A 23,259-nucleotide genomic window follows, 5' to 3' on the forward strand; every position below is an offset into this window, starting at 1 on the left:
CCGTTTTGGCAATTCATTGTTTCCATAACGGAAAGAAAATCTGGCAATTATTGCGCCGTCCAGCCGCCATCCACGGAAATATGGGTGCCGGTGATGTTGCTTGCGGCGTCGCTGGCCAGAAATATGGCGGCGGCGGCCACGTCATCGACGGTGACGAACTGCTTGGTCGCCTGCAGCTCCAGCATCACGTCGTTCTTCACCGCTTCTTCGCTGATGCCGCGCACCTTGGCCATCTCAGGTATCTGCTTTTCGACGAGCGGCGTGAGTACATAACCGGGACAGATGGCGTTGACGGTAACCCCGGTCTGGGCAAGCTCAAGCGCTGCCGTCTTCGTCAGGCCCATGATACCGTGTTTGGCCGCCACATAGGCCGATTTGAACGGTGAGGCGACGAGACCGTGGGCCGAGGAAATGTTGATGATGCGGCCCTTGCCGGCCTTCTTCATCAGCGGTATCGCGGCGCGCATGGTATGGAAGGAACTGGTCAGATTGATGGCGATGATCCAGTCCCATTTTTCCGTCGGAAACTCCTCGATGGGCGCGATATGCTGGATGCCGGCATTGTTGACGAGCACATCCACCGAGCCGAGTTTTTCGTGCGAGGACTGGATGAGGTCGGCGATCTCGTCCGGTTTCGTCATATCCGCGGGGTGGTAAAGCACACGCCCGCCGCTTTCGGCTTCCAGCAACAGCCGCAGTTTTTCGATCTCGTCTTCGTCGCCGAAGCCGTTCAGTACGATATTGGCGCCCTCCCGCGCAAATCTCTGCGCGATGGCAAGACCGATACCGCTTGTAGAGCCTGTCACGATAACTGTCCGATGCATGCTTTCCCCTTTTTGCATTACTTCGCACATGTTTAAGCAGCGTATGCCCAAAGGGGGCGGGCTGGCAATCGCGATTTCGGGTGAGGGTGACAGAGGGGTGAATCCGGCCACGCCCATCCATTTTTTCGAAGCTAAGCATCCAGATTTTGCGCCAGATTTTGCATTTGCCTGCGGGGGCGTCGGCCCCTATCTCTGAGGCAAGCAAACAGAGGTATCGTTTATGGAACTCGGTCTTTACACATTCGCGGATGTCAATCCCAACCCCGCCGATGGTCGCGGGCCGGAAGGCGCGCGCCGTCTCAAACATCTGCTGGAGGAAATCGAGCTTGCCGATCAGGTCGGGCTCGATGTTTTTGGCCTCGGTGAGCATCACCGTCCGGATTATGTCGTGTCCTCGCCCTCAACTGTGCTGGCGGCAGCCGCCGTGAAGACGAAGAACATTCGCCTGACGAGCGCCGTTTCGGTGCTGAGTTCGGATGATCCGGTGCGGGTGTTCCAACAATTCTCAACCGTCGATCTCCTGTCGAACGGCCGGGCCGAGATTATGGCCGGGCGTGGTTCCTTCATCGAATCCTATCCGCTGTTCGGTTACGATCTCGAAGATTACGACGTGCTCTTCGCTGAAAAGCTCGATCTGCTCTTGGCGCTGCGCGAACAGGAAATCATCACCTGGTCCGGCACCAAGCACCCGGCCATCAATGGGCGTGGGGTTTATCCGCGTCCGTTGCAGGAGCGTCTGCCGGTGTGGATCGCCGTCGGCGGCACGCCGCAATCGGTGGCGCGGGCTGGCGCGATGGGGCTGCCGGTGGCGCTTGCCATCATCGGCGGTGAATATCGTCGCTTTGCGCCGCTGTTCGATCTTTACCATGAGGCTGCGCGCAGGGCGGGTCAGGAAAAGACCAAGCTGCGCACCAGCATCAACGTGCATGGTTTCATTGCCGACACCACCGACAAGGCGGCCGACCAGTTTTACGGCCCGCAGGCGGAGGTGATGAACCGCATCGGTCGCGAACGCGGCTGGGGGCCGACGAACCGTGCCCATTTCGATGCGGCGCGCGGACCGGAGGGCAATCTCTTCCTCGGCGAACCGGAGCTGGTGGCGGAAAAGATCATCAAGGCGCATGGCGTGTTCAGGAATGATCGCTTCCTGCTGCAGATGGCCATCGGCCTGATGCCGCACGACCAGATCATGCGCGGCATCGAGCTTTATGGTACGAAAGTCGCCCCGATCGTCAGAAAAGAATTGACGGGGAGCGCCGATCCGGTGAAAGCCACGGCCTGATTATTACAAGGCGGGCGCTTTCAGACCCGCCAGACAGAACGACGGACAGAGACATGGTCATTTCCACCGAAGAAGAACTGGTTCTGCTCAAGGATATCGGTCGCCTTTGCGCCGTTGCCATGCAGACCATGGCGGACGCGCTGGAACCCGGCATCACCACGGCCGAGCTGGATGCTATCGGCCGCAAGGTGCTGGAGGATAATGGCGCGCAATCGGCGCCGGAGTTCTGCTACAAGTTCCCCGGGGCAACCTGCATCAGCGTTAACGAGGAAGTGGCCCACGGCATTCCGGGACCGCGTATCATCAAGGCGGGTGACCTCGTCAATATCGATGTCTCGGCCGTGAAGAACGGTTTCTTCGGCGATACCGGTTCGTCTTTTGCCGTGCCGCCGGTGAAGAAGGAAATCGAGCGCCTCTGCCGCGATGGCAAACGCGCCATGTGGACGGGTCTTCAGCAGGTGAAGACCGGCAGGCCGTTTGCCGATATCGGCAATGCCATCGGCGCTTTCGCGAAAAAGAACCGCTATACGCTGATCACCAATCTGGCGAGCCACGGCATCGGCCGCTCGCTGCATGAGGAGCCGAAGGAGCTGGCGACCTGGCCGGACAAGGACGAGCGCCGCATCATGCAGGAAGGCATGGTGTTCACCGTCGAGCCATTTCTGTCGACGGGAGCTTATTGGGCCGAGGACGGTGATGACGATCCATGGACGCTCTATAGCGATCCGAGTGCGCCGACGGTGCAGTATGAGCACACGGTTGTGGCGACGAAGAACGGGCCGCTGGTGCTGACGCTGGCCGAGTGAGGGTGGGGCTGTCGGGTTTCCATCTCCTCATCCCTGTGCTTGTCACAGGGATCCAGCCAGCCCAAGTCCTTGGGCTGAAAAGAGCCCTCTCGTCGCGCCGACGCGCGTCGGCTGGATTCCTGTGACAAGCGCAGGAATGAGGGTTGGAGGGCGCGGTGCCGTATCCTTCACCTGAGGTCTCGCACCGATAACGACCGCTTATGACGCCGATCAAAATAACTCGCTTGTCCCTTATCTGCCCCGTTGCGATAAGCCATGCATGAGCATCGACAAGCCACTTTCCGCCAAACATCTGACCGCACTCGGATTTTCCGGGGCGCTGATGATGGCCTCCGCCATGGGTTTCGGCCGTTTTTCCTTCACGCCCATCCTGCCCGGCATGATGGCGGATGTTCCGCTCTCGGCGGGGGATGCGGGGATCGTGGCTGCTGGCAACTTCGCCGGTTATCTGGCGGGTGCGGTTCTGGCCGCCTATTCATGGGGGTCGGGGCGGGAGCGGCTGGTGGCCCTTTGCGGCCTCTTTTCCACCGCTGCGCTGCTTCTTGCCATGGCCGCTTTCAGTTCCGTCGCGGCTTTCACCGTCATCCGGTTTCTTGCCGGTGTCGCCAGTGCAATGACCATGATCTTCACCTCGCAAATCGTTATCGGCCACGCCATGAAGGCGGGCAGGGACACGATCCAGGCGCTGCATTATGGCGGCGTCGGCGCGGGTATCGCGATTTCTTCGCTTGCGGTCTATCTGATCGGCGTCGTTTTTGACGGCGGTGGTTCCTCGTGGAGAGAGGAATGGATTGCGGGCGCGGTCTTTTCCTTCGTCACATTTCTTCTCGTCTTTCGCGTGCTTCCCGCTGGCCCGCCGCGGCATGCATCCGCGGTGGCGGAGCCGCCGCTTCGCTGGACACGGCCGCTGGTTCTGACGACGCTCGCCTACGGGCTTTTCGGCTTCGGTTACGTCATCACCGCCACTTTCATCGTGGCGATAGCGCGCATGGCCGCCGCCGGTGCTTTCGTTGAGTTTCTCGCCTGGTTCATCACCGGTTGCGCCGCCGCCATTTCGCTTTTCCTCTGGAAACCGGTGCTGAAATCGCAGGGGCTGAAACGTGCTTTCGTGATCGTGCTGGCGCTGGAAGCCGTCGGCGTCTTCGCTTCGGTGATGCTGCCGCCCGTGCCGGGTGTTCTCGCCGGCGGCCTGCTTCTCGGACTGACCTTCATGGTCATCACCGCCTATGGCCTGCAGCTCGGCCGGGAATTTGCCGGGCCGAGCCCGCGCCGCGCCTTTGCGCTGATGACGGCCGCTTTCGGCACGGGCCAGATTGTCGGGCCGCTTGCCGCCGGCTGGATTGCTGAGGTGACGGGAAGTTTTACCGCGCCCAGCATTCTCGCTTCGGCCGTGCTCGTCGTCAGCATTCTCCTGATGCTGCCGGTGCTCGCCACGGAGCGGCGGAGCTAGGCCACGGGTCGTCTTTTCCTGCCTTTAATCTGGTGTTTCCCTTGGGGATTGTCCGCCGCGCACGCCTTACATCTTGTTAAGGTCAGCGCTTCTTCATTGCTGTGCACAAATTTCTGCCCTAGGTTCGGGCCATCTAGTGCTTCGCCAATAATGGCTGATTTCAAACGCGCGTGAGTTCGAAACGTGTTTCATTCCTTCTTTCCCAAACCGAAAATCTTCTTCACGTCGGCCATTATCTGGGCTTTTTTCGCCATTCTTGGATGGTACTTCATCGTTGAAGGGTTAGGTCGGTCTTGGGGCTATGTAATGCCTGAACAGGAACCCTACGATCTCAGCTACTTCCTGGTCCCGGCGAATCTGTTCTTTTACGGCTATCTCGCCTTGTGCCTGGCGGCGTTCGGCGGCGTGTGGACCGTTATCGCCAAGGATCATCCCTGGAAATACTGGTCCATCTGGGGATCGTTGCTGATTATCGCGGTGACCTATTTCGGCGTTCAGATTTCCGTCGTGATCAACAATTTCCGGCGGCCTTTCGGCGATCTTCTGCAAAATGCCCTTTCGAAACAGCCGGGTATCGAGGTCTGGGATTTCTACAGTCTTCAAATCGTCTTCGCCAAGATCGCCTTTCTCAGCATGGCCGTTTCGATCCTGACGGATTTCTTCACCAGCCATTATATCTTCCGCTGGCGAACCGCGATGAACGACTTCTACATGTCGAAATGGGAAAAGCTGCGTCACATCGAAGGTGCGTCCCAGCGCGTTCAGGAAGATACGATGCGGTTCTCCTCGACGCTCGAAGGGTTGGGCATCACGCTGATCAATTCGGTGATGACGCTCGTTGTGTTCCTGCCGATCCTGTTTGCGCTGTCGTCCTATGTCTCTGAATTGCCGATCCTCGGCGAAGTGCCGCATGCGCTGTTCTGGCTGGCGATTGTCTGGTCGGTGTTCGGTACGGTGCTTCTGGCGACGGTCGGCATCAAACTGCCCGGCCTGAACTTCCGCAACCAGCGTGTGGAAGCGGCTTACCGCAAGGAGCTCGTCTATGGCGAGGACCACGCCGACCGCGCTCAGCCGCCGACAGTCAAGGAACTCTACTCCAATGTGCGGAAGAATTATTTCCGCATGTACTGGCACTATCTCTATTTCAACGTCGCACGATATTTCTACATTCAGGCCGATGCGGTGTTCCTGCTTCTGATGCTCGTTCCGACCATCGTGGCGGGCAAGATCACCTATGGTATCTACCAGCAGATCGCCACGGCCTTCGGTCAGGTCAGCAATTCGTTCCAGTATCTCGTCAATTCCTGGACGACGATCATCGAGCTGCTTTCAATCCACAAGCGTCTTGTGGCCTTTGAGGCTGCGATTGACGACAAGCCCCTGCCGGATATTGATGAGCGTTATCTGAAGCGGGAAGCGGAAGCCGGTGAACTGGCGGCCAACAAGCCCTGAGTAAGAAAAGGCGGCCCCTCGGCCGCCTTTTGCACCTGTTGCTTCGGTCCAAGGAAGAAGCCCGAGGATGATCCGCGGTCGGGTTTAACCTTCGGTCTTCTGCTTCTTGCGCGCCTCGATCATCGGCATGGCTTCGGCATAGCTCACACAGGCGACATCGGTCTTGTGGCAGACCTCGCGCAGCAGCCGCTCATAGGCATTCCAATAGGCGCCGCCATTCATCTTCACGAAGTGAAAGCCCATCTGCAGGGGAATGCGCTCGCCATTATACTGCCTGTCAAAAGCGGTGCGGAAGGCGGCATAGGCGCGTTCCTCGAATTCCTTCGAACGATCCGGCGTCTCGATGCCGATGGAGTGGCGGATGAAGAGATTGTAGTCCATGGCGATGATCGGGCGGTTGCCCGGTCCTTCGGGAACGAGGGGCAGGCCGAAATGTTCGATGCCTTCGCGCTCCACCGGCCATTCCGGTCCCTTGGTGATGCTGGTGGCGTCATAAACGAAGCCGTGTTTTTTCTGCGCGGCGGTCAGCGCCGGGCCCTGTGAGAGATAGGGCGCACGGAAACCGTTGATGTTCTTGACCATCTCGCGCCAGCCTTCGGGCTCTTCGCCCTTCTTGCCGATCATCTGCCAGGCGTTTTCCAGCGTGCTTGTGAAGGTGGTGAATTCGCCATCCCATTGTTCCGCGGTCCACTGGCCGCCATCGAAATGGCCGCAGGTGTGGTTGCCGATCTCGTGACCTTCGCGATAGGCGGCCCAGATGTTTCTAAGCCTTGTCTCCACCTCTTCCGGCGACTGGCCGAAACCGACATTGGAACGGCCGGCCTTCTGGCCGGGACCCTGATAGGTCTTGGCGCTGGTCTTCCTGTCCATCACCAGCGTGCAGGCGAGGAAATAGGTGAAATGCGCGCCGACCTCCTTCGCCGTCGCCCGGCTTCTTTCCCACAGCGTATTGTCGCCCGCACCGTCGAAGGACACGATGACGAGCTGCTTCGGCTTCTGCGCCTCTTCGGCAAATGCGGGAAGGGCGGCGAGAAGCGACAGGGAAAAAGCGGTAAATGGGCGAAACATCAGTTATCCGTCATATGAAACACCGTGGCCTTTTGCGGGTGGAATAAGGCGAAGCTTTGAATAGTCTGGCGTTTTCATGACTTTCGGCCTAATTCCTGTTCTCAACTGCGGTGATAGGGCCGCTTCGTTCCACCGGGGGACCGTGTTCCATGCTTTTTCTCGCACTCTGTCTTGCCTTGTTTTTGCTGACGCATCTTTTGAAGGTGGTCGCGCCGCAATTTCGCGCCCGCATGATCGCGACGATGGGCGAAGGCCCTTTCAAGGGCGTTTATTCCGTCGTCAGCCTCGTCACGCTCGGGCTTGTCATCTATGCCTTCGGCGAAGCAAGGCAGGAGACGGGCATGTTGTGGTATCCGCCGGTCTGGATGAGCCATATCGCCGTGACCCTGATGCTGCCCGCGATGATCTGTCTTATCGCCAGCCTCATACCGGCTGGCCATATTGCGACGAAGACCAAGCATCCGATGGTCCTTTCCGTCAAGATCTGGGCGCTCGCCCATCTTCTGGCGAATGGCGAGACGTCTTCGATCCTCCTCTTCGCATCGTTTCTCGCCTGGGGCGTGGTGATGCGGATTTCGCTGAAGCGCCGGGAACGCGCGGGTGAAAAAGTGGTCCGCGACTTCGTTTCAAGCCGCTATGATCTGGTGGCCGTTGTCGGCGGCATCGTTCTGTGGGGTGCTTTCATCCTGAAACTGCACGAATGGTTGATCGGCGTTCAGCCCATCGCCATGTAGGAAATCAACGTTTCCCCCTTACATATCAGGCAAAATAGGCTAGAAGGCCGACCATGACCCGGTTGGCCTGACTTTCGTTGACCCGGGTAAGCGGCTTGGTATGTCCGCGAACGGATGGATCGGCGACGATCTCCGCGCGGGTAACGGAGAATTTGATGGCAAACGAAAATGATACCTTTATCCGCGAAGTGAACGAGCAGATCCGTTCCGAGCAGCTGTCGCGCTTCTGGGGCCGTTACGGTATCGTGGTCGTCGGCGCCGCCATTCTCGTGGTTGTGGGCGCCGCCGGCGCCGGTATCTACGAATACTGGAACACCAGCCGCGCTTCCAACTCCGGCGACCAGTTCCTCGTGGCGCTGAAACTTGCCTCGGAAAACAAGACGGATGAGGCGCTGAAGGCCTTCGCCGATCTCGAAACCTCCGGTCACGGCAATTACCCTGTTCTGGCGAAGTTCCGCTCGGCCACGCTGCTTTCGCAGAAGGGCGATGCGGCCGGCGCCATCGCCGCCTTCACCGCCATCGGCAACGACACCTCCGCACCGCAGGTCTTCCGCGATACCGCCAAGGTGCGTGCGGCATGGCTGCTGGTGGACAACGGCACCTATGACCAGGTCGTCGCCCTTGCGGAGCCCTTGAGCACCGACGGCCAGACCATGCGGGCGTCTGCCCGTGAGGCTCTGGGTCTTGCCGCCTATAAGGCTGGCGATTTCGCCAAGGCCAAACAATGGTTCGAGCAGATCATCAGCGACACGCAGGCGCCGCGCAACGTGACGAACCGCGCGCAGATCATGCTCGACAACATCACCGCTTCGGGCAAGGCTGCTTAAAGCCGCTTCGCCACGTAAGATCGCTCCGGCATTTCTTCGCATTGCCAAAGCGATCCAACTCTTTATTTTACGCATGTCTTTTGCCCAAAACAGGTAACGTTTTGGGCAGACTTGCTCTAGGGAACCAAGATCAATGAGCTTCACCGTCGCCATAGTCGGGCGCCCCAATGTCGGCAAGTCCACACTTTTCAACCGTCTGGTCGGAAAGAAACTGGCGTTGGTGGACGACACGCCGGGTGTCACCCGTGACCGCCGCCCCGGCGAGGCGAAGCTGGTCGACCTGCGTTTCACCATCATCGATACCGCCGGTCTGGAGCAATCCGGGCCGGAAACGCTTCAGGGCCGCATGTGGGCACAGACCGAAGCGGCGATTGACGAAGCCGATGTGACGCTGTTTGTCGTGGACGCCAAGGCGGGCCTGACACCGGCCGATGAGACGCTGGCCGAAATGCTGCGCCGTCGCGGCAAGCCGGTGGTGCTGGTGGCCAACAAGTCGGAAGCGCGCGGTTCCGACGCCGGTTTCTACGATGCCTTCACGCTGGGTCTCGGTGACCCTTGCCCGATTTCGGCCGAACATGGCCAGGGCATGATCGACCTGCGTGACGCCATTGTCGAGGCAATCGGCGAAGACGCCGCTTTCCCGCCTGAGGTGGATGAGGCGGAGACGGATATCGTTCTGCCACGCGGCGAGCCGGGCAGCGAGGACGAAGAAGACGAAGAGCCGGTTTATGACGAGACCAAGCCGCTGCGCGTCGCCATCATTGGCCGGCCAAATGCAGGCAAGTCGACGCTCATCAACCGTTTCCTCGGTGAAGACCGCCTGTTGACCGGCCCGGAAGCCGGCATTACCCGCGACAGCATCTCGGTCGAATGGGACTGGCGCGGCCGCACCATCAAGATGTTCGATACTGCGGGCATGCGCCGCAAGGCCAAGGTGACGGAGAAACTGGAAAAGCTCTCGGTCGCGGATTCGCTGCGTTCCATCCGCTTTGCGGAAACCGTCGTCATCGTGTTCGACAGCACCATCCCGTTCGAAAAGCAGGATCTGCAGCTGGTTGACCTCGTCATCCGCGAAGGCCGCGCCGCCGTGCTCGCCTTCAACAAGTGGGATCTGGTCGAAGACCCGCAGGCCTATCTTGCCGATCTGCGCGAAAAGACCGAGCGGCTTCTGCCGCAGGCGCGCGGCATCCGCGCCGTGCCGATTTCCGGCCAGACGGGCTATGGCCTCGACCGGCTGATGCAGAATATCATCGATACCGACAAGATCTGGAACCGCCGCATCTCGACCGCCAAGCTGAACCGCTGGCTGGATTCGCAGACGACGCAGCATCCGCCGCCGGCCGTTTCCGGCCGCCGCCTGAAGCTGAAATATATGACGCAGGTAAAGGCCCGCCCGCCGGCCTTCATGATTTCCTGCACGAGGCCGGAAGCCATTCCCGAGAGCTATACGCGTTACCTCGTCAACGGTCTGCGCAAGGATTTCGACATGCCGGGCGTGCCGATCCGGGTGCATTATCGCGGGTCGGACAATCCGTTTGAGAGCAAGGCGAAGAAGAGGCGGTAATCGGCCGCCGCTTTTGAAGCTCGGCGCTGCGGCGTATTTCTTCTCCCCGTGGGGAGAAGATGGCCCGAAGGGTCAGATGAGGGGGCAACCTCTCCGTATATCACGACCGTCGCCCCCTCATCCCACTGCGGCGACCTTCTCCCCGGCGGGGAGAAGAAACAAGGGGCACCAGCTCGCTCCAATTTCACTGTCCGGTTTTGAAGAGTAAAAACCATGTTGATCAAGCAGACCGACTATTTCAGGATTTACCGGGTCATCAACAGCCTGCTCCTCAGCCAGAATGCCGATCCTGCTTCGGCCTCCATGTATTTCAGCACCTTCGGCGCGTTCATCCTGCAGCAGCATTACAAGGTGAAGGCGGTGCCGAAGGGCGGGCTCGCGGCCTATAATCTCGGCGGAACGGTTTTGCTGTTCGCCGATCATCGCGAAGACGGTTATGTGACTGGCGCGGGCGAGAATTTCCACTGCTGGGTGGAGGCGGATGGATGGGCGATCGATTTCATGGCGCCCGCTTTTTCGCAAGGGGCCGATACGCTTGCGGTACCGGCAAAGATGTTCCAGCGGCCGCTCTCGGCCATGGCGGCCTCCATCAACGATCTCGGGCAATCCGGCGATTTCTTTTACCGCTCCGAGCCGGAAGCCACGGCCAAGCGCTTCGCCGACTGGCACAAACAGGCGATGATCGGCGATATGGCGAGCGTTGCCGCCAACTGGTTCCGCAAATCGCCCAAACAGATGGCGGCGTCGCTCTCGGTAACGGATCGGGATGGCAAGGCGCGGACCGTGCCGCTGTCCGGCCAAACGCTTGCCGGAGCATGGTGAAGGCAGGTTACGCGGTACGGCGTCGATCCCGAAGGTTTGGTAGGGAAAGGCCTTTTGATTTATAAGGGCGCCGGTGCTACGCAGACTGAGCTGCAACAGGAACGGGATCGACGTGCTCCTATGGCCGATGACACCATTTCAATAAGCTTCACGCCCGACCCGAAACATGTCCCTTCCTATGTCTACGGCTATCAAAATCAGGCTTATGAAAATTACAGCATGATTTTCGACAAGTCCTGGGCTCGCCATTTTTCCTCAGCGCGAGTCAAGCTGTCGATATTTTCGGGGCTGGCTGCGGCTTTCATCTATTCCATAAGCCTGCCGTGGTTTCCGGGCGTCTGGCCGGTGGTCGGTTATTGGGTGTTCGCCCCCGCACCGATCGTGGCTCTCGCCATCTGGTTTATTATCTGGCAGGGCGCGAGACGGGAGGCGAAATCCTATTATGAGGTTCTCGCTCACTGGAATATCGCCCACGAGCGAATGTATTCACCTCAAACGCAGATCGAGATCGGGCCTCAGGGCTACAAGCAGGTCACACGGCTGGACACCGTGCAACTGAGCTGGGCGCGCTATCATCTCGCAATCACGCCACCGGATAGTCTGGTGCTGGTTTTCCATGGGACGGTGGTCGTGATACCCAGCAGTGCCTTGCCGATCGCGCCAAAGGATGTTGTCGAGAAGATCAATCACTGGTGCGCTGCCCAGCAAAAAGAGCTTCTGCCCTTATCCTGAAGCGGCATCTCGAGGGATGTGGCGGGGTATCATCCGCAAAAAGGACGGCCAGCGTGTTCTCGCGGCAGCCGCCTGACGTCAATCAGCAGCCCGACCCCGTTCTAAAGATAACGGCAGTCGCGTCCTGATCGCCTTGTGACATTCCCGCTCGGTTTCGTCCACTGTTCCCAAAGAAAATCTCGGGGATTGCCTTCATGCAAGTTGGGAACGGGATAACAGCGGCAGCGATTTCCCGGCGGCGTGGATGACATTGTCGAGAAATTGCCTTGAGGCCTTTTCCCAGCTGTAGCTTTTGGAGAGCGCCAGCGCCGCCTGTGGCGAACAATGAAGCGCCGCCAGGCAGGCATCGCGAAGATTGTCGTCCAGCGCGCCGGCGGCGGGGTTGCCGCCAAGAATGTCGATCGGTCCGGTAACGGGGAAGGCGGCCACGGGCACGCCGCTTGCCAGCGCTTCCAGAATGGTGTTGCCGAATGTGTCGGTCTTCGAGGGGAAAACGAAGACATCGGCCTGCGCATAGGCATCGGCGAGGTCCTCACCGGTCTTGACGCCAGTGAACAGCACATCAGGATATTTTTCCTGCAATTCATGGCGGGCCGGGCCGTCACCGATGACGATCTTCGAGCCCGGCAGGTCGAGGTCGAGAAATTCCGGCAGGTTCTTCTCCACCGCCACACGTCCCACCGTCATGAAGATCGGCCTCGGCAGGTCGAAAGGCAGCTTTGCCTTCGGGCGGGGATGGAAAAGCTCGGCGTCGATGCCGCGGCTCCAGCGCTTCAGGTTGCGCACGCCGCGCGCTTCCAGCTCGGTCTCAAGGCTCGGGGTGGCCACCATGCAGGTGTTGCCGCCATTGTGGAACCATCGCACGAAGGCATAAAGCCAGCTTTCCGGGACGGGGAAACGCGCCGCCACATATTCGGGAAAGCGTGTGTGATAGCTGGTGGAAAAACGCATGCGGTTCTTCACGCACCAGCGCCGCGCCATGAAGCCCAGCGGCCCTTCCGTCGCGATATGCACGAAGGAGGGCTGGCTTTTTTCGATCTCCGCCGCCACACGGCGATAGCCGGCGACGGAGAGGCGAATTTCCGGATAGGTGGGGCAGGGGATGCTGTAAAAACTCTGCGGCGTGACCATGCGCACATCCACACCCAGCCGCGCCAGTTCGGTGTTGGTATTTTCTATCGAGCGAACCACGCCGTTGACCTGCGGGTGCCAGGCATCTGTGACAATCGTGATTCTCGTCATGAAACACTGATCCTGCTCATCTGCGCGCGGGCGAATCCCCATTGCCCGGCTTCTGTCCGTATATGCGGCGTGCGTGTTACAGGATCATGTCAGGGCTTTTGACAGCGGGGAAGCGGCTGAGAGGAGGCTCTCCGCCGCGTAGACGCACGTCGGCCGGTTTCCGGTGACAAGCACAGGAATGAGGGGCAGATAGGGGGCTATCCCACCAGCGGAAGCAGCTCGGGGCTGATCAGCGCGCCGTGGTGACCGATGACGGTTGCCGCCGCCCTTGCGGCGAAGGTGGCCGCTTCCTCCGGGGAACTGCCGGTCACATAACGGGCGAGGAACGCGCCGTTGAAGCTGTCACCGGCGCTTGTCGTATCCACCACGTCCACGGCCTTTTCCGCCGGGGCGTGGCTGCGGCTGCCGCCGAAATCGAGCGTCGCACCCTTGGCGCCGTCCTTGACCACGATGTTTTCGACGCCGAGTGAACGATAGCGGTCGATGGTCGCTTCAACGGAAGCATCGCCGAAATGGCTCGCCTCGTCATCGAAGCTCGGCATGACAAGCTTGGCGGCGCGCGCACCGTTGGAAATGGTCTCGAGCATGTTGTCCTTGTCCGCCCACAGGCGCGGGCGGATGTTGGGGTCGAACACCACGAGCTTGCCCGCCGCCTTGGCGCGGCGCAGTTCCGCCAGAAACGTATCGACATCATGCGCGGAGGCGAGAATGGCGAGCGTGATGCCGGAGAAATAGACAACATCGGCGCTTTCGACCGTTTTGCGCAGATGATCCGCGTCCGCGGCCAGCTGTCTTGCCGCGGCGGCGTTGCGCCAGTAGCTGAAGGTGCGCTCGCCATCCTTCAGGTTGATGAGGTAAAGGCCGGGTGTGCCGCCCTTGATACGGCGGATTTTTTCGGTGCCGATGCCGGCATCGGCAATGAAGGCCAGCATGTCTTCCGAAAGCGGATCGTCGCCGAGTGCGGTGAAATAATCGACCGACCAGTCTTCCGGCAGGCAGGCGCGGGCATACCAGGCGGTATTGAACGTATCGCCCGCAAAACCCTTGCGCAGCAGCCCGTCGCCGGCCTGCGACAGTTCCACCATGCATTCGCCAATCGACAGAAACCGTCCGCCCACGCTGTCATCCTCCCGTTTTTTCCAGCCATGCGGCTTACGACGAGTGCGTGCCGCTGACAAGGGCGGTTTTGGCCGTTTGTGCATGTGCGAAGTTCCGGTTTACGCGGCCGCGTCGGCTTTATATTCTCCGCTCAAACCATCAGGAGATCGCCCATGCCGCTAACCCATGCCCCGGTCCACAAACCCCAAGCGCAATCGGACTGGTGGAAGGGAGCGGTGATCTATCAGGTTTATCCGCGCTCGTTTCAGGATACGACCGGTGACGGATATGGCGATCTTGCCGGGGTGACGAAACGTCTGCCCTATATCGCCTCGCTCGGTGTCGATGCCATCTGGCTCTCGCCCTTCTTCACCTCGCCCATGGCCGATATGGGTTATGACGTTTCCGATTATTGCAATGTCGATCCGATGTTCGGCACGCTTGCCGATTTCGACGCCCTGATGGCCGAGGCGCACCGGCTGGGCTTGAAGGTCATCATCGATCAGGTCATTTCGCACACCTCAGATCAGCATCCCTGGTTCGTGGACAGCCGTGCCAGCCGCACCAACAGCAAGGCCGACTGGTATGTCTGGGCCAATCCCAAGCCGGATGGCACGGCGCCGACAAACTGGCTTTCCGTGTTCGGCGGACCGGCCTGGGAATGGGACGGCGTGCGCAAGCAATATTACATGCACAGCTTCCTCGCCTCGCAGCCGGACCTGAATTTTCACAATCCCGAGGTTCAGGATGCTCTTCTCGAAACCGTGCGCTTCTGGCTGGATCGCGGCGTGGACGGTTTCCGGCTCGATACCGTCAACCACTATTTCCACGACAAGCTTTTGCGCGACAACCCGCCGCTTTTCGACGAGGAAAGTTTTGGTCTCGATGCGTCCGACGTCAATCCCTATGGCATGCAGGATCATCTCTACGACAAGACCCGGCCGGAAAACGTGGCTTTCCTGAAGCGTTTCCGCGCGCTGCTCGATGAATATGAAGGCCGCGCCACGGTGGGCGAGGTGGGTGACGGGGCTCGGTCGCTGAAGACGGTTGCGGCCTATACGTCCGGCAACGACAAGCTTAACATGTGCTACACCTTCGATCTGCTGGGACCGGATTTCAGCGCCAAACACTTACGCGGTTCGGTCGAGACCTTCGGCAAGGTGGTAACGGATGGCTGGGTCTGCTGGGCCTTTTCCAACCATGACGTGGTGCGACACCTCAGCCGGTTTTCTGAAGGTACTGAAGAACAGACACGGGTTGCGAAGCTCGCCATCTGTGTCCTCGCCAGCCTGCGCGGCTCCATCTGCCTTTATCAGGGCGAGGAGCTGGGTTTGACCGAGGCCGAACTTGCCTTCGAGGATTTGCGCGATCCCTACGGCATCCGCTTCTGGCCCGCCTTTAAGGGCCGTGACGGGTGCCGCACGCCGATGGTGTGGGAGACCGGCAAGCCGAATGCCGGCTTTTCAAGCGCTGAAAAGCCCTGGTTGCCGGTGCCCTATGTCCATGCCATGCAGGCCGTGGATGCGCAGGAGCGCAAGCCGGATTCGGTTCTGAACCACTATCGTGCGGTTTTGTCTTTCCGCAAAGGTCACGGCGCGCTGCGCGATGGGGACATGCACTTCATCAAGACCAATCTCGATGTGCTGGCCTTCACGCGCCAGAAGGGCGACGAAAAACTGCTGTTCGTTTTCAACCTGACGCGCGACGCCCTGGAATTTCCGATACCGAAAGGCATGCGGGTCACGGATATCCTGCCGATGCCGGGTTTCGCGCCGCTGTTCGATGCGGGGATTGTCAAGCTCGATGGGCTGGATGTGTTTTGCGGGACAGTTGTATGAGCGGTCCATTCGTCATCGGAAACGCTGCCGACTATCGGGATGACTGGTGTCTTTTGCGACACCGCCTGTGGCCGGATACCACGCCTGACGAACATAGGGCGGAGTTGCAGGACGTCTCCGACGCCGGGGCTGGATTTATTGTCCACGATCCGGCGGGAGCGGCCATTGGTTTTGCCGAGGTCAGTCTGCGGCGGGATTACGTCAACGGCTGCGACACGTCGCCCGTGGCGTTTCTCGAGGGAATTTATGTCGAGGAGACGTTTCGCAGACAGGGCGTTGCCGCAGCGCTCGTGGTCGAAGTAACCCGCTGGGCCATCAGCCAGGGCGTCACCGAACTCGCATCCGATGCCGATATTGCAAATGTCGATTCCCATCGCATGCATGCGGCGCTGGGATTTGAGGAAACGGAGCGGGTGGTTTATTTCCGCAAGCTTCTGCCTTCGGATTGAGGGGCAGAGGCACAGCAGATGCTTCCCTCATTCCTGTGCTTGTCACAGGAATCTAGCCAGCCCAAGTCGTTGGGCTGAAAAGACTCTCTCGCCGCGCAGACGCGCGTCGACTGGATTCCTGCGACAAGCACAGGAATGAGGCTGGCGTTTCATGCGTGTTTCCCGTCTTCCGCCGAGGCATTTTCCGCCAATCAGATCAGCGCAAACCGATCCACATCCACCATGCCCATATCCGAAATCTTCAAATGCGGAATGACGGGTAGCGGCAGGAAGGCCACTTGCAGGAAGGGTTCTTCCAGCGTCGTGCCGAGCGCATAGGCTGCTTTTCTGAGTGTGTGCAGCGTATCGCGAACGGTCTCATAGGGTTCGAGGCTCATCAGCCCGGCCACGGGCAAAGCGATCTCGCCGGTGACCCTGCCGTCTTCCACCACCACGAAACCGCCCTTGATTTCGCCGAGCCGGTTGGCGGCCAGCGCCATGTCGTCCTCGTTGACACCGACGACGCAGATATTGTGGCTGTCATGGCCGACGGTTGAGGCGATCGCGCCCTTCTTCAGGCCGAAGCCCTGAACGAAACCATTGGCGTGGTTGCCGTTCCTGCCATGGCGTTCGATGACGGCAACCTTGATGATGTCGTTCTCAAGATCGACGGTGGTCTGGTTGCCATCCGTCGGCAGCTTGTAGCGGCGGTGCTCGGTAATGATCTTGCCGGGAAGCACGCCCATGACCGGGCTTTCGCCCTCCGTGACCGGCACGCCGAAATGGGCCGCCAGCACCGGCCTTGCCTTGACGCTGTCGAGACCGACGGGTGCAACTGGTTTGCGCGTGGCAAACAGGGCGTCATCGACGATCCGGCCGCCGGAAAGCACCATGCTGGCCTTGCAGTTCTGCAGGCTGTCGACGACCACGAGATCGGCGCGCCAGCCCGGTGCAACGAGACCACGATCGCGTAGACCGAAGGCCTTGGCGGCGGAAATCGAGGCGGCGCGGTAGATGGCGAGCGGCTCGACGCCGCTGGCGATCGCCGTGCGGATCATATAGTCGAGATGGCCCTGTTCGGCGATATCGAGCGGGTTGCGGTCATCGGTGCAGAGCGCCAGATAGGGCGACAGTCGCTCGGTTATGATTGGCATCAGGGCGTGCAGGTCCTTCGAGACCGAGCCTTCGCGCACCAGAATATGCATGCCCTTGCGGATTTTCTCCAGCGCCTCCGGGGCGCTGGTGCATTCATGTTCGGTGCGGATGCCGGCGGCGAGATAACCGTTCAGCGCCGTTCCGGACAGAAGTGGCGCGTGCCCGTCGATATGCTGGCCCTGGAAGGCCTCGAGCTTTGCCATGCACACCGGGTCCTTGTGGATGACGCCGGGAAAATTCATGAATTCGGCAAGGCCGATGACCTTCGGATGATCGCGGAACGGCAGCAGCTTTTCGATCGGCAGATCGGCGCCTGATGTTTCCAGATGGGTCGCGGGCACGCAGGAGGAGAGCTGCACGCGAATGTCCATGATGGTTTCCATGGCGCTGTCGAGGAAGAACTGAAGCCCCTCAACACCGAGAACATTGGCGATCTCGTGCGGGTCGCAGATGGCGGTGGTAACGCCATAGGGCAGAACGCAGCGGTCGAATTCGTGCGGTGTCACCAGTGACGATTCGATGTGGAGATGCGTATCGATGAAACCCGGAACGACGATTTTTCCGGAAATGTCGATTTCCTGTCGGCCCTTGTAGTTCTCGCAGGTGCCGACGATGGTGTCGCCACATATGGCGATATCCGACGCGACGAGTTCTCCGGTAACGAGGTCGAAGAAGCGTCCGCCCTTGAGAACCATGTCCGCCGGTTCACGGCCCGTACCCTGGTCGATGCGCGTTTCAAGTCTGGAATTCATGCGGGTTTCTTCGGCTCCTGGTTTGCGTCGTATGCGATAGTTTTCACTATTTACATTCTAAGGTTGTTTCTTGGTCTATTTGGATTGATTCTTTGGGTTTTAAATATATCCGGAGTAAAAAATTTTCATATTTGTGTTATCTAATCTTTCGAGGTTCAAGTTTAGGCAAATTGGGAAGGCTTGACTTCACCTTTGTAGTTTAACCGGTTACACGCCGGCATTTTTACGAATTACGGTTTCAGGCTATCATTCCCGGGAAGGAAAATAAAAGCATCTGATGCTCAAACGAATTTCCACCCAGCAACTGACGCTTGGCATGTTTATCGAAGCGGTCGAAGGAACGCTTTCGAACCAGGGATTTTTAAAGCGGCACCGCTTTCTTTTGCGGCATGAGGAATTAATGCGTCAATTGAAATTGAGCGGCGCCGAAAGCATCGTCATCAACACGGCCAAGGGGCACGACACCGAAGGCAGCAAGCGTTCTGCAGCCGTTTCACCGCCATTGTGCAATTGCCCGGAAACCGTGGCTGCCGTTACTCATGCCGTACGCTCGGCCGCCGATACCATTGCCGAAACCTTTGCCTCCGCTGAAGCCGGCGGCAGTGTCTCGCTGAAGGGCATGGCTGCGGCGGCGGGCAAGATTTCCGATGCCGTGCAGTCGAACCCGGCGATTTTCATCGGCGTCACCCGCCTGAAATCGAAAGACGAAACGACCTTTGTGCACTCGGTCTCCGTCAGCGGCCTGATGATTCTTTTCGGTAATTATCTCGGGCTCGACAGGGGAACAGTCAATCTGCTCGGCATCAGCGGGTTGCTGCATGATATCGGCAAGGTGGAAATCCCCTCATCGATCCTCAACAAGGCGGAAGGATTGAGCGCCAGCGAGCGGGAGATCATCAATCTTCACCCGGCATTCGGCCGGGATATATTGTCGCGCAACGCGCAGATGCCATCAATGGTGCTTGATGTCTGCTTCAATCATCATGAGCGGATGGATGGCGGCGGTTATCCGAGTGGCCGTGCGGGTGGCGAGATCAGCCTTTACGCCCGTATCGCGGCGGTCTGCGACGTCTATGACGCCGTGACCTCGGTCAGGCCCTACAAGAAGCCGTGGACGGCGAATGAAGCGCTGACATGGATGCTGCGCCGGGAGGGGCATTTCGACATGCAGCTTCTGAAAAAGTTTGCCCTGTGTATTTCGGCCTCGCTGCCGAGGGGTTAGCTGCCGAAGATGATCGCCATGTTGAGGCTGTCGATGTGACGCCCGTCGATCAGGACGGCGTCGCGCGCTCGGCCTTCATGCACAAAACCGATCTTTTCATAAAGCGCAATTGCTCTCGCATTGTCCGCATGTACGCTTAGCTCGACACGATGCAGCCCGCATTGACGGGCGGCATCGAGTGTCCGCCGCATCAGCCGCGCGCCAAGTCCCTTGTCACGATAGGCGGGCAGGATGCCCATGCCGAGCGTGCCGCAATGGGCGCGGGTTGCTCTGCTCTGGCGGCGAATATCGCACCAGCCGGCCACCTCCCCATCCGCAATCGCCACGAATTGCGGATGGTCGTTTTCGATCATGTCGAGAACGAAGGCGCGAACCGAATCGAGCGGCGGCGCCTCCAGGAAGCTCAGATATTTCCGCTCGCGCGATACCGCATCGAGAGCACGGTGAAAGCTTTCAACGTGCTCCGCCCGGATGGGTTCGATGCTGATGGCGTCGGTAGCCACCATCATGCCGCCTTGGTTTTCGCCTTGCGGGTCAGATGCACCACGACATTCTCGATCATGCGCATGCCGGCGTCCTGGCCGAGCGTCATGATCGATTCCGGGTGGAACTGAACGGCGGCAACGGGTTCCTTGGCGTGTTCGATGCCCATGATCGTGCCGTCCTCGCTTTCCGCTGTGATGATGAAATCACGCGGCAGGGTGGCGGGGTCGGCGAAGATCGAGTGGTAACGGCCGACGGTCACTTCCTTGCCGAGACCGGAGAAGACGAGGCCGGGTTCCAGCACGCGGATGCGCGAGGGCTTGCCGTGCATCGGCACCGCAAGCTGGCGAAGCTCGCCGCCATAGGCTTCCGCCAGCGCCTGAAGGCCGAGGCAGACGCCGAAGATCGGCAGGTCACGGGCGCGGGCGGCCTTGATCGTCGCCTTGCAGTCGAAATCCGTCGGGCTGCCCGGTCCGGGCGAGAGCACGACCAGATCGGGCTGGAAGCGATCGAACACATCAGCTGCGACCGGCGATCTGACAGTGGAAACCGTGGCACCCGTCTGGCGGAAATAATTCGCCAGCGTGTGCACGAAACTGTCCTCGTGATCGACGAGCAGGATCTTGACGCCGTTGCCCACCTTGGCCGCATCGCGCTTGGTGGCGGCCGAGTTGGTGCCCTTTGCATCGCGAATGGCTGATATCATGGCGGATGCCTTCAGTTCGGTTTCGGCTTCTTCTTCCTGCGGGTTGGAATCGTTGAGCAGCGTCGCACCGGCGCGCACTTCTGCGATGCCGTCCTTGATGCGGATGGTGCGCAGCGTCAGGCCGGTATTCATGTCGCCGTTGAAGCCGACCATGCCGATCGCGCCGCCATACCAGGCGCGCGGGCTCTTTTCATGGCCTTCGATGAAGCGCATGGCCCACAGCTTGGGCGCACCGGTGACGGTGACGGCCCATGCGTGGCTGAGGAAGCCGTCAAAGGCGTCCATATCGTCGCGCAGGCGACCCTCGATGTGGTCGACCGTGTGGATGAGGCGCGAATACATCTCGATCTGGCGGCGGCCGATGACCTTCACCGAACCTGGCTCGCAGACGCGGCTCTTGTCGTTGCGGTCCACATCCGAGCACATGGTCAGCTCGGATTCGTCCTTTTTCGAGTTGAGCAGTTTCAGGATCTGCTCGCTATCAGCAATCGGATCGTCACCGCGCTTGATGGTGCCTGAGATCGGGCAGGTCTCGATGCGGCGGCCGGAGACGCGCACGAACATTTCCGGCGACGCGCCGACCAGGTATTCCTGATGGCCGAGATTGATGAAGAAGGAATAGGGCGAGGGATTGATCGCCTTCAGGCGGCGCGAAATCGCTGATGGATTGCTTTCGCAGCGTTCCATGAACTTCTGGCCGGGAACGACCTCGAACAGATCGCCGCGGCGGAAGCTTTCCTTGGCCTTCACGACAAGTTCGGAATATTCGCCGGGACGGTGATCGCCCTTGGGCGGGATCGTGTCGGTGGTCTTGAACGGCTCGGGTGTGATTTCGGAGGACTTGCCGTCCGTCGTCACGCCGGCCTTTTCGAAATCGTAGCGGTCGATCCAGGCCTTGGCGGAATAGTGGTCAACGACGAGGATTTCATCGGGCAGGAACAGCACCATGTCGCGCTGGTCTTCCGGCCGCGCCAGCGACAGCTTGATCGCGTCGAACTGGAAAGCGAGATCGTAACCGAAAGCGCCGAACAGGCCGATGGCCGAATCCGCATTCGAATAGAAGAGGTCGACGATGGCGCGCAGTGCGGTGAAGACGGTCGGGATCTTCGAGCGTTCTTCTTCGGTGAAGACGCGGTCCGGCTCGTTGACGGTGAGATCGAGGCGGCGTGTGGTGGAAGCGCCAAGCGTGAGATCGGGCGTCGCCTTCAGCTTTTCGGTGATGAAGCCAAGCAGCACTTCGCCACGGCCATTATAGGCCTCGATCCACATCTTGCGGCCAAAACAGGAGATACCGAGCGGCGGATCGATGATGGCCGTATCCCAGCGGGTGTAACGGCCGGGATATTCATAGTTGGACGAGAATACCGCGCCGCGATGGGAATCGAGCTTTTCGATATAATTATCGATGGCGTTGGCATAGTCGGCGGGCCGGCGTTTTCGGCTGACCTTGATGCCGCCTTTCGTCTCGTAGGTTTCCGCTCCGTCATCCTGAATGATCGTTACCATTTCTTTCGTACTTCCTGTTGTTCAGGCCCGATGACAGGCGGCAAAATAACAAAAAAGCCGCCTGAAAATTCGGGCGGCTTGGACTTTGTCTGAAGACATGACTGGTCAAGGCCGCGAAAAGCTGCCCCACCACCAGTTAGCAATGTTCTTAGACACGATATTCATGGGAAAATTGTTAGCGTGCACGATCCGCCTTGGCAAGCGGATTTCGGCAAGGGAGTGAACCTTACCGGCCGCCGCTGCGTTGCTCTCCTGCCGAAACGGTCAGGAGTGCCCCGAAAAATGCTTCATCGTCTGTGTCTTCTGGTAGCCACCCTCGCATTGATTTCCGCCTCTGAACCGCCGGCGCAGGTACCGGTGCCGCAGCCAAAACCGGGCGAGGGGCAATCCTCCACCCCCTCTGAAAAACCATCGGACGAGATGCCGCAAAGCCCGGCGGAAGCGCCGAAACCGGCCCCTAAACCGCAGCGCCCGGAAGAGCAGAAACCGGACGCGAAGCCGCAGGCTTCGGAGGAGCAGAAATCGGATGATGAAAAGACACCCGCTGATAAAGGTTCCGATGACGCCAGAAAGGAAGGCGAGGGCAAGGACGACGGGGAGCGTAAGAAGCCCGGTGACGAGGCGGCCAAACCCGACGAGAAACCACCGGAGCCGGTGAAACCGGAAGATCCGGCCGCACTTCAGGCATGCCTTGGCGCGTTGAAGGAGATCGGCGCTGAGTTCAAGCAGCTTGAGCCGATCCGCGATGCCGAGCAGGGCTGCGGCATCGAAGCGCCTGTCGAGCTTTCCGTGGTTCTGCCCGGTATCAAGCTGGAACCATCGGGCACCATGCGTTGCGAAACCGCGCTTGCGCTTTCCCGCTGGACCAAGGAGATGATGTTGCCGGCGGCGGCTCTCGCTTTGCCGGAGAAAAAGGTGACGGCCATCGCCAATGCCTCGACCTATATCTGCCGCAACCGCAACAGCGCGGAAAACGGCAAGATTTCCGAACATGCCAAGGGCAATGCCGTGGATATTTCCACCATTTCCTTCGACAAGGGCGAGCCGCTGGTGATGAAGCCGCGGGTCGAGGACGGGACGCCGGAAGGCGCTTTCCAGCGCACGATTACGGCCGCCGCCTGCCTGTTCTTCCGCACGGTTCTTTCGCCCGGCAGCGACGCGACCCATCAGGATCACCTGCATCTCGACGTGCTGGAACGCAAGGGCAGCTATCTCTATTGCCGCTGACAAAAAAGGGGCGACCCGAAGGCCGCCCCGACTGGAGATGA

General features: G+C 59.7%; 20 protein-coding genes. 13 read left to right on the forward strand and 7 right to left on the reverse strand.

Annotated elements, in window-relative coordinates; translation table 11 throughout:
- Window positions 1-47 precede the first annotated feature (47 nt).
- A complete protein-coding gene (locus V6R85_RS08505) occupies window positions 48-824 on the reverse strand; it encodes a 3-hydroxybutyrate dehydrogenase (protein ID WP_003510356.1) in 777 nt (258 codons plus the stop codon).
- Between the two features lie 220 nt (window positions 825-1,044).
- On the opposite strand from V6R85_RS08505, the gene V6R85_RS08510 reads away from it, so the two are divergent.
- The 4 genes from V6R85_RS08510 (at window position 1,045) to sbmA (ending at window position 5,814) form a co-directional block, all read left to right on the forward strand.
- Window positions 1,045-2,106 carry an LLM class flavin-dependent oxidoreductase gene (locus V6R85_RS08510; protein ID WP_003510358.1) on the forward strand — a complete coding sequence of 354 codons (1,062 nt, stop codon included), beginning with the start codon at window positions 1,045-1,047 and terminating at the stop codon, window positions 2,104-2,106.
- A gap of 53 nt (window positions 2,107-2,159) precedes the next feature.
- A complete protein-coding gene (gene map / locus V6R85_RS08515; protein ID WP_003510360.1) occupies window positions 2,160-2,912 on the forward strand; it encodes a type I methionyl aminopeptidase in 753 nt (250 codons plus the stop codon).
- 259 nt (window positions 2,913-3,171) lie between these two features.
- Window positions 3,172-4,362 (forward strand): MFS transporter, encoded by a 1,191-nt coding sequence (locus V6R85_RS08520; protein ID WP_111834686.1) that lies wholly within the window; start codon window positions 3,172-3,174, stop codon window positions 4,360-4,362.
- Window positions 4,363-4,545: 183 nt separating this feature from the next.
- Window positions 4,546-5,814, forward strand: coding sequence for a peptide antibiotic transporter SbmA (gene sbmA, locus V6R85_RS08525; protein WP_060727457.1), 1,269 nt, complete (start codon window positions 4,546-4,548; stop codon window positions 5,812-5,814).
- 84 nt (window positions 5,815-5,898) lie between these two features.
- Here the strand turns inward: sbmA and V6R85_RS08530 are convergent, their stop codons facing one another.
- Window positions 5,899-6,882, reverse strand: a complete 984-nt coding sequence (locus V6R85_RS08530; protein WP_111834687.1) for a polysaccharide deacetylase family protein — start codon at window positions 6,880-6,882, stop codon at window positions 5,899-5,901.
- A 149-nt stretch (window positions 6,883-7,031) separates the two neighbouring features.
- Between V6R85_RS08530 and V6R85_RS08535 the strand changes: the two genes are divergently transcribed.
- From V6R85_RS08535 to V6R85_RS08555, 5 genes are all read left to right on the forward strand, one after another.
- Window positions 7,032-7,616: an NnrU family protein gene (locus tag V6R85_RS08535; protein ID WP_060725187.1), complete on the forward strand. Its 585-nt coding sequence runs from the start codon at window positions 7,032-7,034 to the stop codon at window positions 7,614-7,616.
- Window positions 7,617-7,771: 155 nt separating this feature from the next.
- Complete coding sequence (locus V6R85_RS08540; protein WP_003510369.1) at window positions 7,772-8,443, forward strand: tetratricopeptide repeat protein; 672 nt, start codon at window positions 7,772-7,774, stop codon at window positions 8,441-8,443.
- 133 nt (window positions 8,444-8,576) lie between these two features.
- Window positions 8,577-10,007 carry a ribosome biogenesis GTPase Der gene (gene der, locus V6R85_RS08545; RefSeq protein ID WP_111781828.1) on the forward strand — a complete coding sequence of 477 codons (1,431 nt, stop codon included), beginning with the start codon at window positions 8,577-8,579 and terminating at the stop codon, window positions 10,005-10,007.
- 213 nt (window positions 10,008-10,220) lie between these two features.
- On the forward strand, window positions 10,221-10,829 hold the full coding sequence (locus V6R85_RS08550; RefSeq protein WP_111834688.1) for a DUF2026 family protein: 609 nt from the start codon (window positions 10,221-10,223) through the stop codon (window positions 10,827-10,829).
- A gap of 120 nt (window positions 10,830-10,949) precedes the next feature.
- Complete coding sequence (locus V6R85_RS08555) at window positions 10,950-11,561, forward strand: hypothetical protein (RefSeq protein ID WP_162695559.1); 612 nt, start codon at window positions 10,950-10,952, stop codon at window positions 11,559-11,561.
- A gap of 192 nt (window positions 11,562-11,753) precedes the next feature.
- On the opposite strand, the gene V6R85_RS08560 is transcribed toward V6R85_RS08555, so the two are convergent.
- Both V6R85_RS08560 and V6R85_RS08565 read right to left on the reverse strand, forming a co-directional pair.
- Window positions 11,754-12,803: a bifunctional monoglucosyl/glucuronosyl diacylglycerol synthase gene (locus tag V6R85_RS08560; RefSeq protein WP_004430079.1), complete on the reverse strand. Its 1,050-nt coding sequence runs from the start codon at window positions 12,801-12,803 to the stop codon at window positions 11,754-11,756.
- A 197-nt stretch (window positions 12,804-13,000) separates the two neighbouring features.
- Window positions 13,001-13,921, reverse strand: a complete 921-nt coding sequence (locus V6R85_RS08565) for a sugar kinase (protein WP_004430082.1) — start codon at window positions 13,919-13,921, stop codon at window positions 13,001-13,003.
- Between the two features lie 153 nt (window positions 13,922-14,074).
- On the opposite strand from V6R85_RS08565, the gene bglA reads away from it, so the two are divergent.
- Window positions 14,075-15,739, forward strand: coding sequence for a beta-galactosidase BglA (bglA, locus tag V6R85_RS08570; protein WP_111792264.1), 1,665 nt, complete (start codon window positions 14,075-14,077; stop codon window positions 15,737-15,739).
- Window positions 15,736-16,188: an aminoglycoside 6'-N-acetyltransferase gene (aac(6'), locus tag V6R85_RS08575; protein ID WP_111784868.1), complete on the forward strand. Its 453-nt coding sequence runs from the start codon at window positions 15,736-15,738 to the stop codon at window positions 16,186-16,188. The genes bglA and aac(6') overlap by 4 nt, the downstream gene beginning before the upstream one ends.
- A 191-nt stretch (window positions 16,189-16,379) precedes the next feature.
- Here the strand turns inward: aac(6') and ade are convergent, their stop codons facing one another.
- Window positions 16,380-18,074, reverse strand: coding sequence for an adenine deaminase (gene ade / locus V6R85_RS08580; RefSeq protein ID WP_004430092.1), 1,695 nt, complete (start codon window positions 18,072-18,074; stop codon window positions 16,380-16,382).
- 277 nt (window positions 18,075-18,351) lie between these two features.
- On the opposite strand from ade, the gene V6R85_RS08585 reads away from it, so the two are divergent.
- Window positions 18,352-19,296 carry an HD-GYP domain-containing protein gene (locus tag V6R85_RS08585; RefSeq protein ID WP_080866346.1) on the forward strand — a complete coding sequence of 315 codons (945 nt, stop codon included), beginning with the start codon at window positions 18,352-18,354 and terminating at the stop codon, window positions 19,294-19,296.
- Here V6R85_RS08585 and V6R85_RS08590 read toward each other — a convergent pair.
- Entirely contained in the window at window positions 19,293-19,805 is a 513-nt protein-coding gene (locus V6R85_RS08590) for a GNAT family N-acetyltransferase (protein WP_162695560.1), read from the reverse strand. The genes V6R85_RS08585 and V6R85_RS08590 overlap by 4 nt on opposite strands.
- On the reverse strand, window positions 19,802-21,991 hold the full coding sequence (locus V6R85_RS08595; protein WP_065695268.1) for an anthranilate synthase: 2,190 nt from the start codon (window positions 21,989-21,991) through the stop codon (window positions 19,802-19,804). Before V6R85_RS08595 ends, V6R85_RS08590 begins: the two co-directional genes overlap by 4 nt.
- Window positions 21,992-22,273: 282 nt before the next feature.
- Here V6R85_RS08595 and V6R85_RS08600 point away from each other — a divergent pair, with 282 nt between their 5' ends.
- Complete coding sequence (locus V6R85_RS08600; RefSeq protein WP_111781823.1) at window positions 22,274-23,218, forward strand: extensin-like domain-containing protein; 945 nt, start codon at window positions 22,274-22,276, stop codon at window positions 23,216-23,218.
- Window positions 23,219-23,259: the final 41 nt, after the last annotated feature.

Origin of the sequence: Agrobacterium sp. CCNWLW32 (assembly GCF_037083425.1) — a bacterium.
GTDB classification, from domain to species: domain Bacteria; phylum Pseudomonadota; class Alphaproteobacteria; order Rhizobiales; family Rhizobiaceae; genus Agrobacterium; species Agrobacterium radiobacter.

Coding starts and splice junctions, on each gene's coding strand:
- V6R85_RS08505 (WP_003510356.1), bottom strand. CDS start 824: ATGCATCGGACAGTTATCGTGACAGGCTCTACAAGCGGTATCGGTCTT.
- V6R85_RS08510 (WP_003510358.1), top strand. CDS start 1,045: ATGGAACTCGGTCTTTACACATTCGCGGATGTCAATCCCAACCCCGCC.
- map (WP_003510360.1), top strand. CDS start 2,160: ATGGTCATTTCCACCGAAGAAGAACTGGTTCTGCTCAAGGATATCGGT.
- V6R85_RS08520 (WP_111834686.1), top strand. CDS start 3,172: ATGAGCATCGACAAGCCACTTTCCGCCAAACATCTGACCGCACTCGGA.
- V6R85_RS08530 (WP_111834687.1), bottom strand. CDS start 6,882: ATGTTTCGCCCATTTACCGCTTTTTCCCTGTCGCTTCTCGCCGCCCTT.
- V6R85_RS08535 (WP_060725187.1), top strand. CDS start 7,032: ATGCTTTTTCTCGCACTCTGTCTTGCCTTGTTTTTGCTGACGCATCTT.
- V6R85_RS08540 (WP_003510369.1), top strand. CDS start 7,772: ATGGCAAACGAAAATGATACCTTTATCCGCGAAGTGAACGAGCAGATC.
- der (WP_111781828.1), top strand. CDS start 8,577: ATGAGCTTCACCGTCGCCATAGTCGGGCGCCCCAATGTCGGCAAGTCC.
- V6R85_RS08550 (WP_111834688.1), top strand. CDS start 10,221: ATGTTGATCAAGCAGACCGACTATTTCAGGATTTACCGGGTCATCAAC.
- V6R85_RS08555 (WP_162695559.1), top strand. CDS start 10,950: ATGGCCGATGACACCATTTCAATAAGCTTCACGCCCGACCCGAAACAT.
- V6R85_RS08560 (WP_004430079.1), bottom strand. CDS start 12,803: ATGACGAGAATCACGATTGTCACAGATGCCTGGCACCCGCAGGTCAAC.
- bglA (WP_111792264.1), top strand. CDS start 14,075: ATGCCGCTAACCCATGCCCCGGTCCACAAACCCCAAGCGCAATCGGAC.
- ade (WP_004430092.1), bottom strand. CDS start 18,074: ATGAATTCCAGACTTGAAACGCGCATCGACCAGGGTACGGGCCGTGAA.
- V6R85_RS08585 (WP_080866346.1), top strand. CDS start 18,352: ATGCTCAAACGAATTTCCACCCAGCAACTGACGCTTGGCATGTTTATC.
- V6R85_RS08590 (WP_162695560.1), bottom strand. CDS start 19,805: ATGATGGTGGCTACCGACGCCATCAGCATCGAACCCATCCGGGCGGAG.
- V6R85_RS08595 (WP_065695268.1), bottom strand. CDS start 21,991: ATGGTAACGATCATTCAGGATGACGGAGCGGAAACCTACGAGACGAAA.
- V6R85_RS08600 (WP_111781823.1), top strand. CDS start 22,274: ATGCTTCATCGTCTGTGTCTTCTGGTAGCCACCCTCGCATTGATTTCC.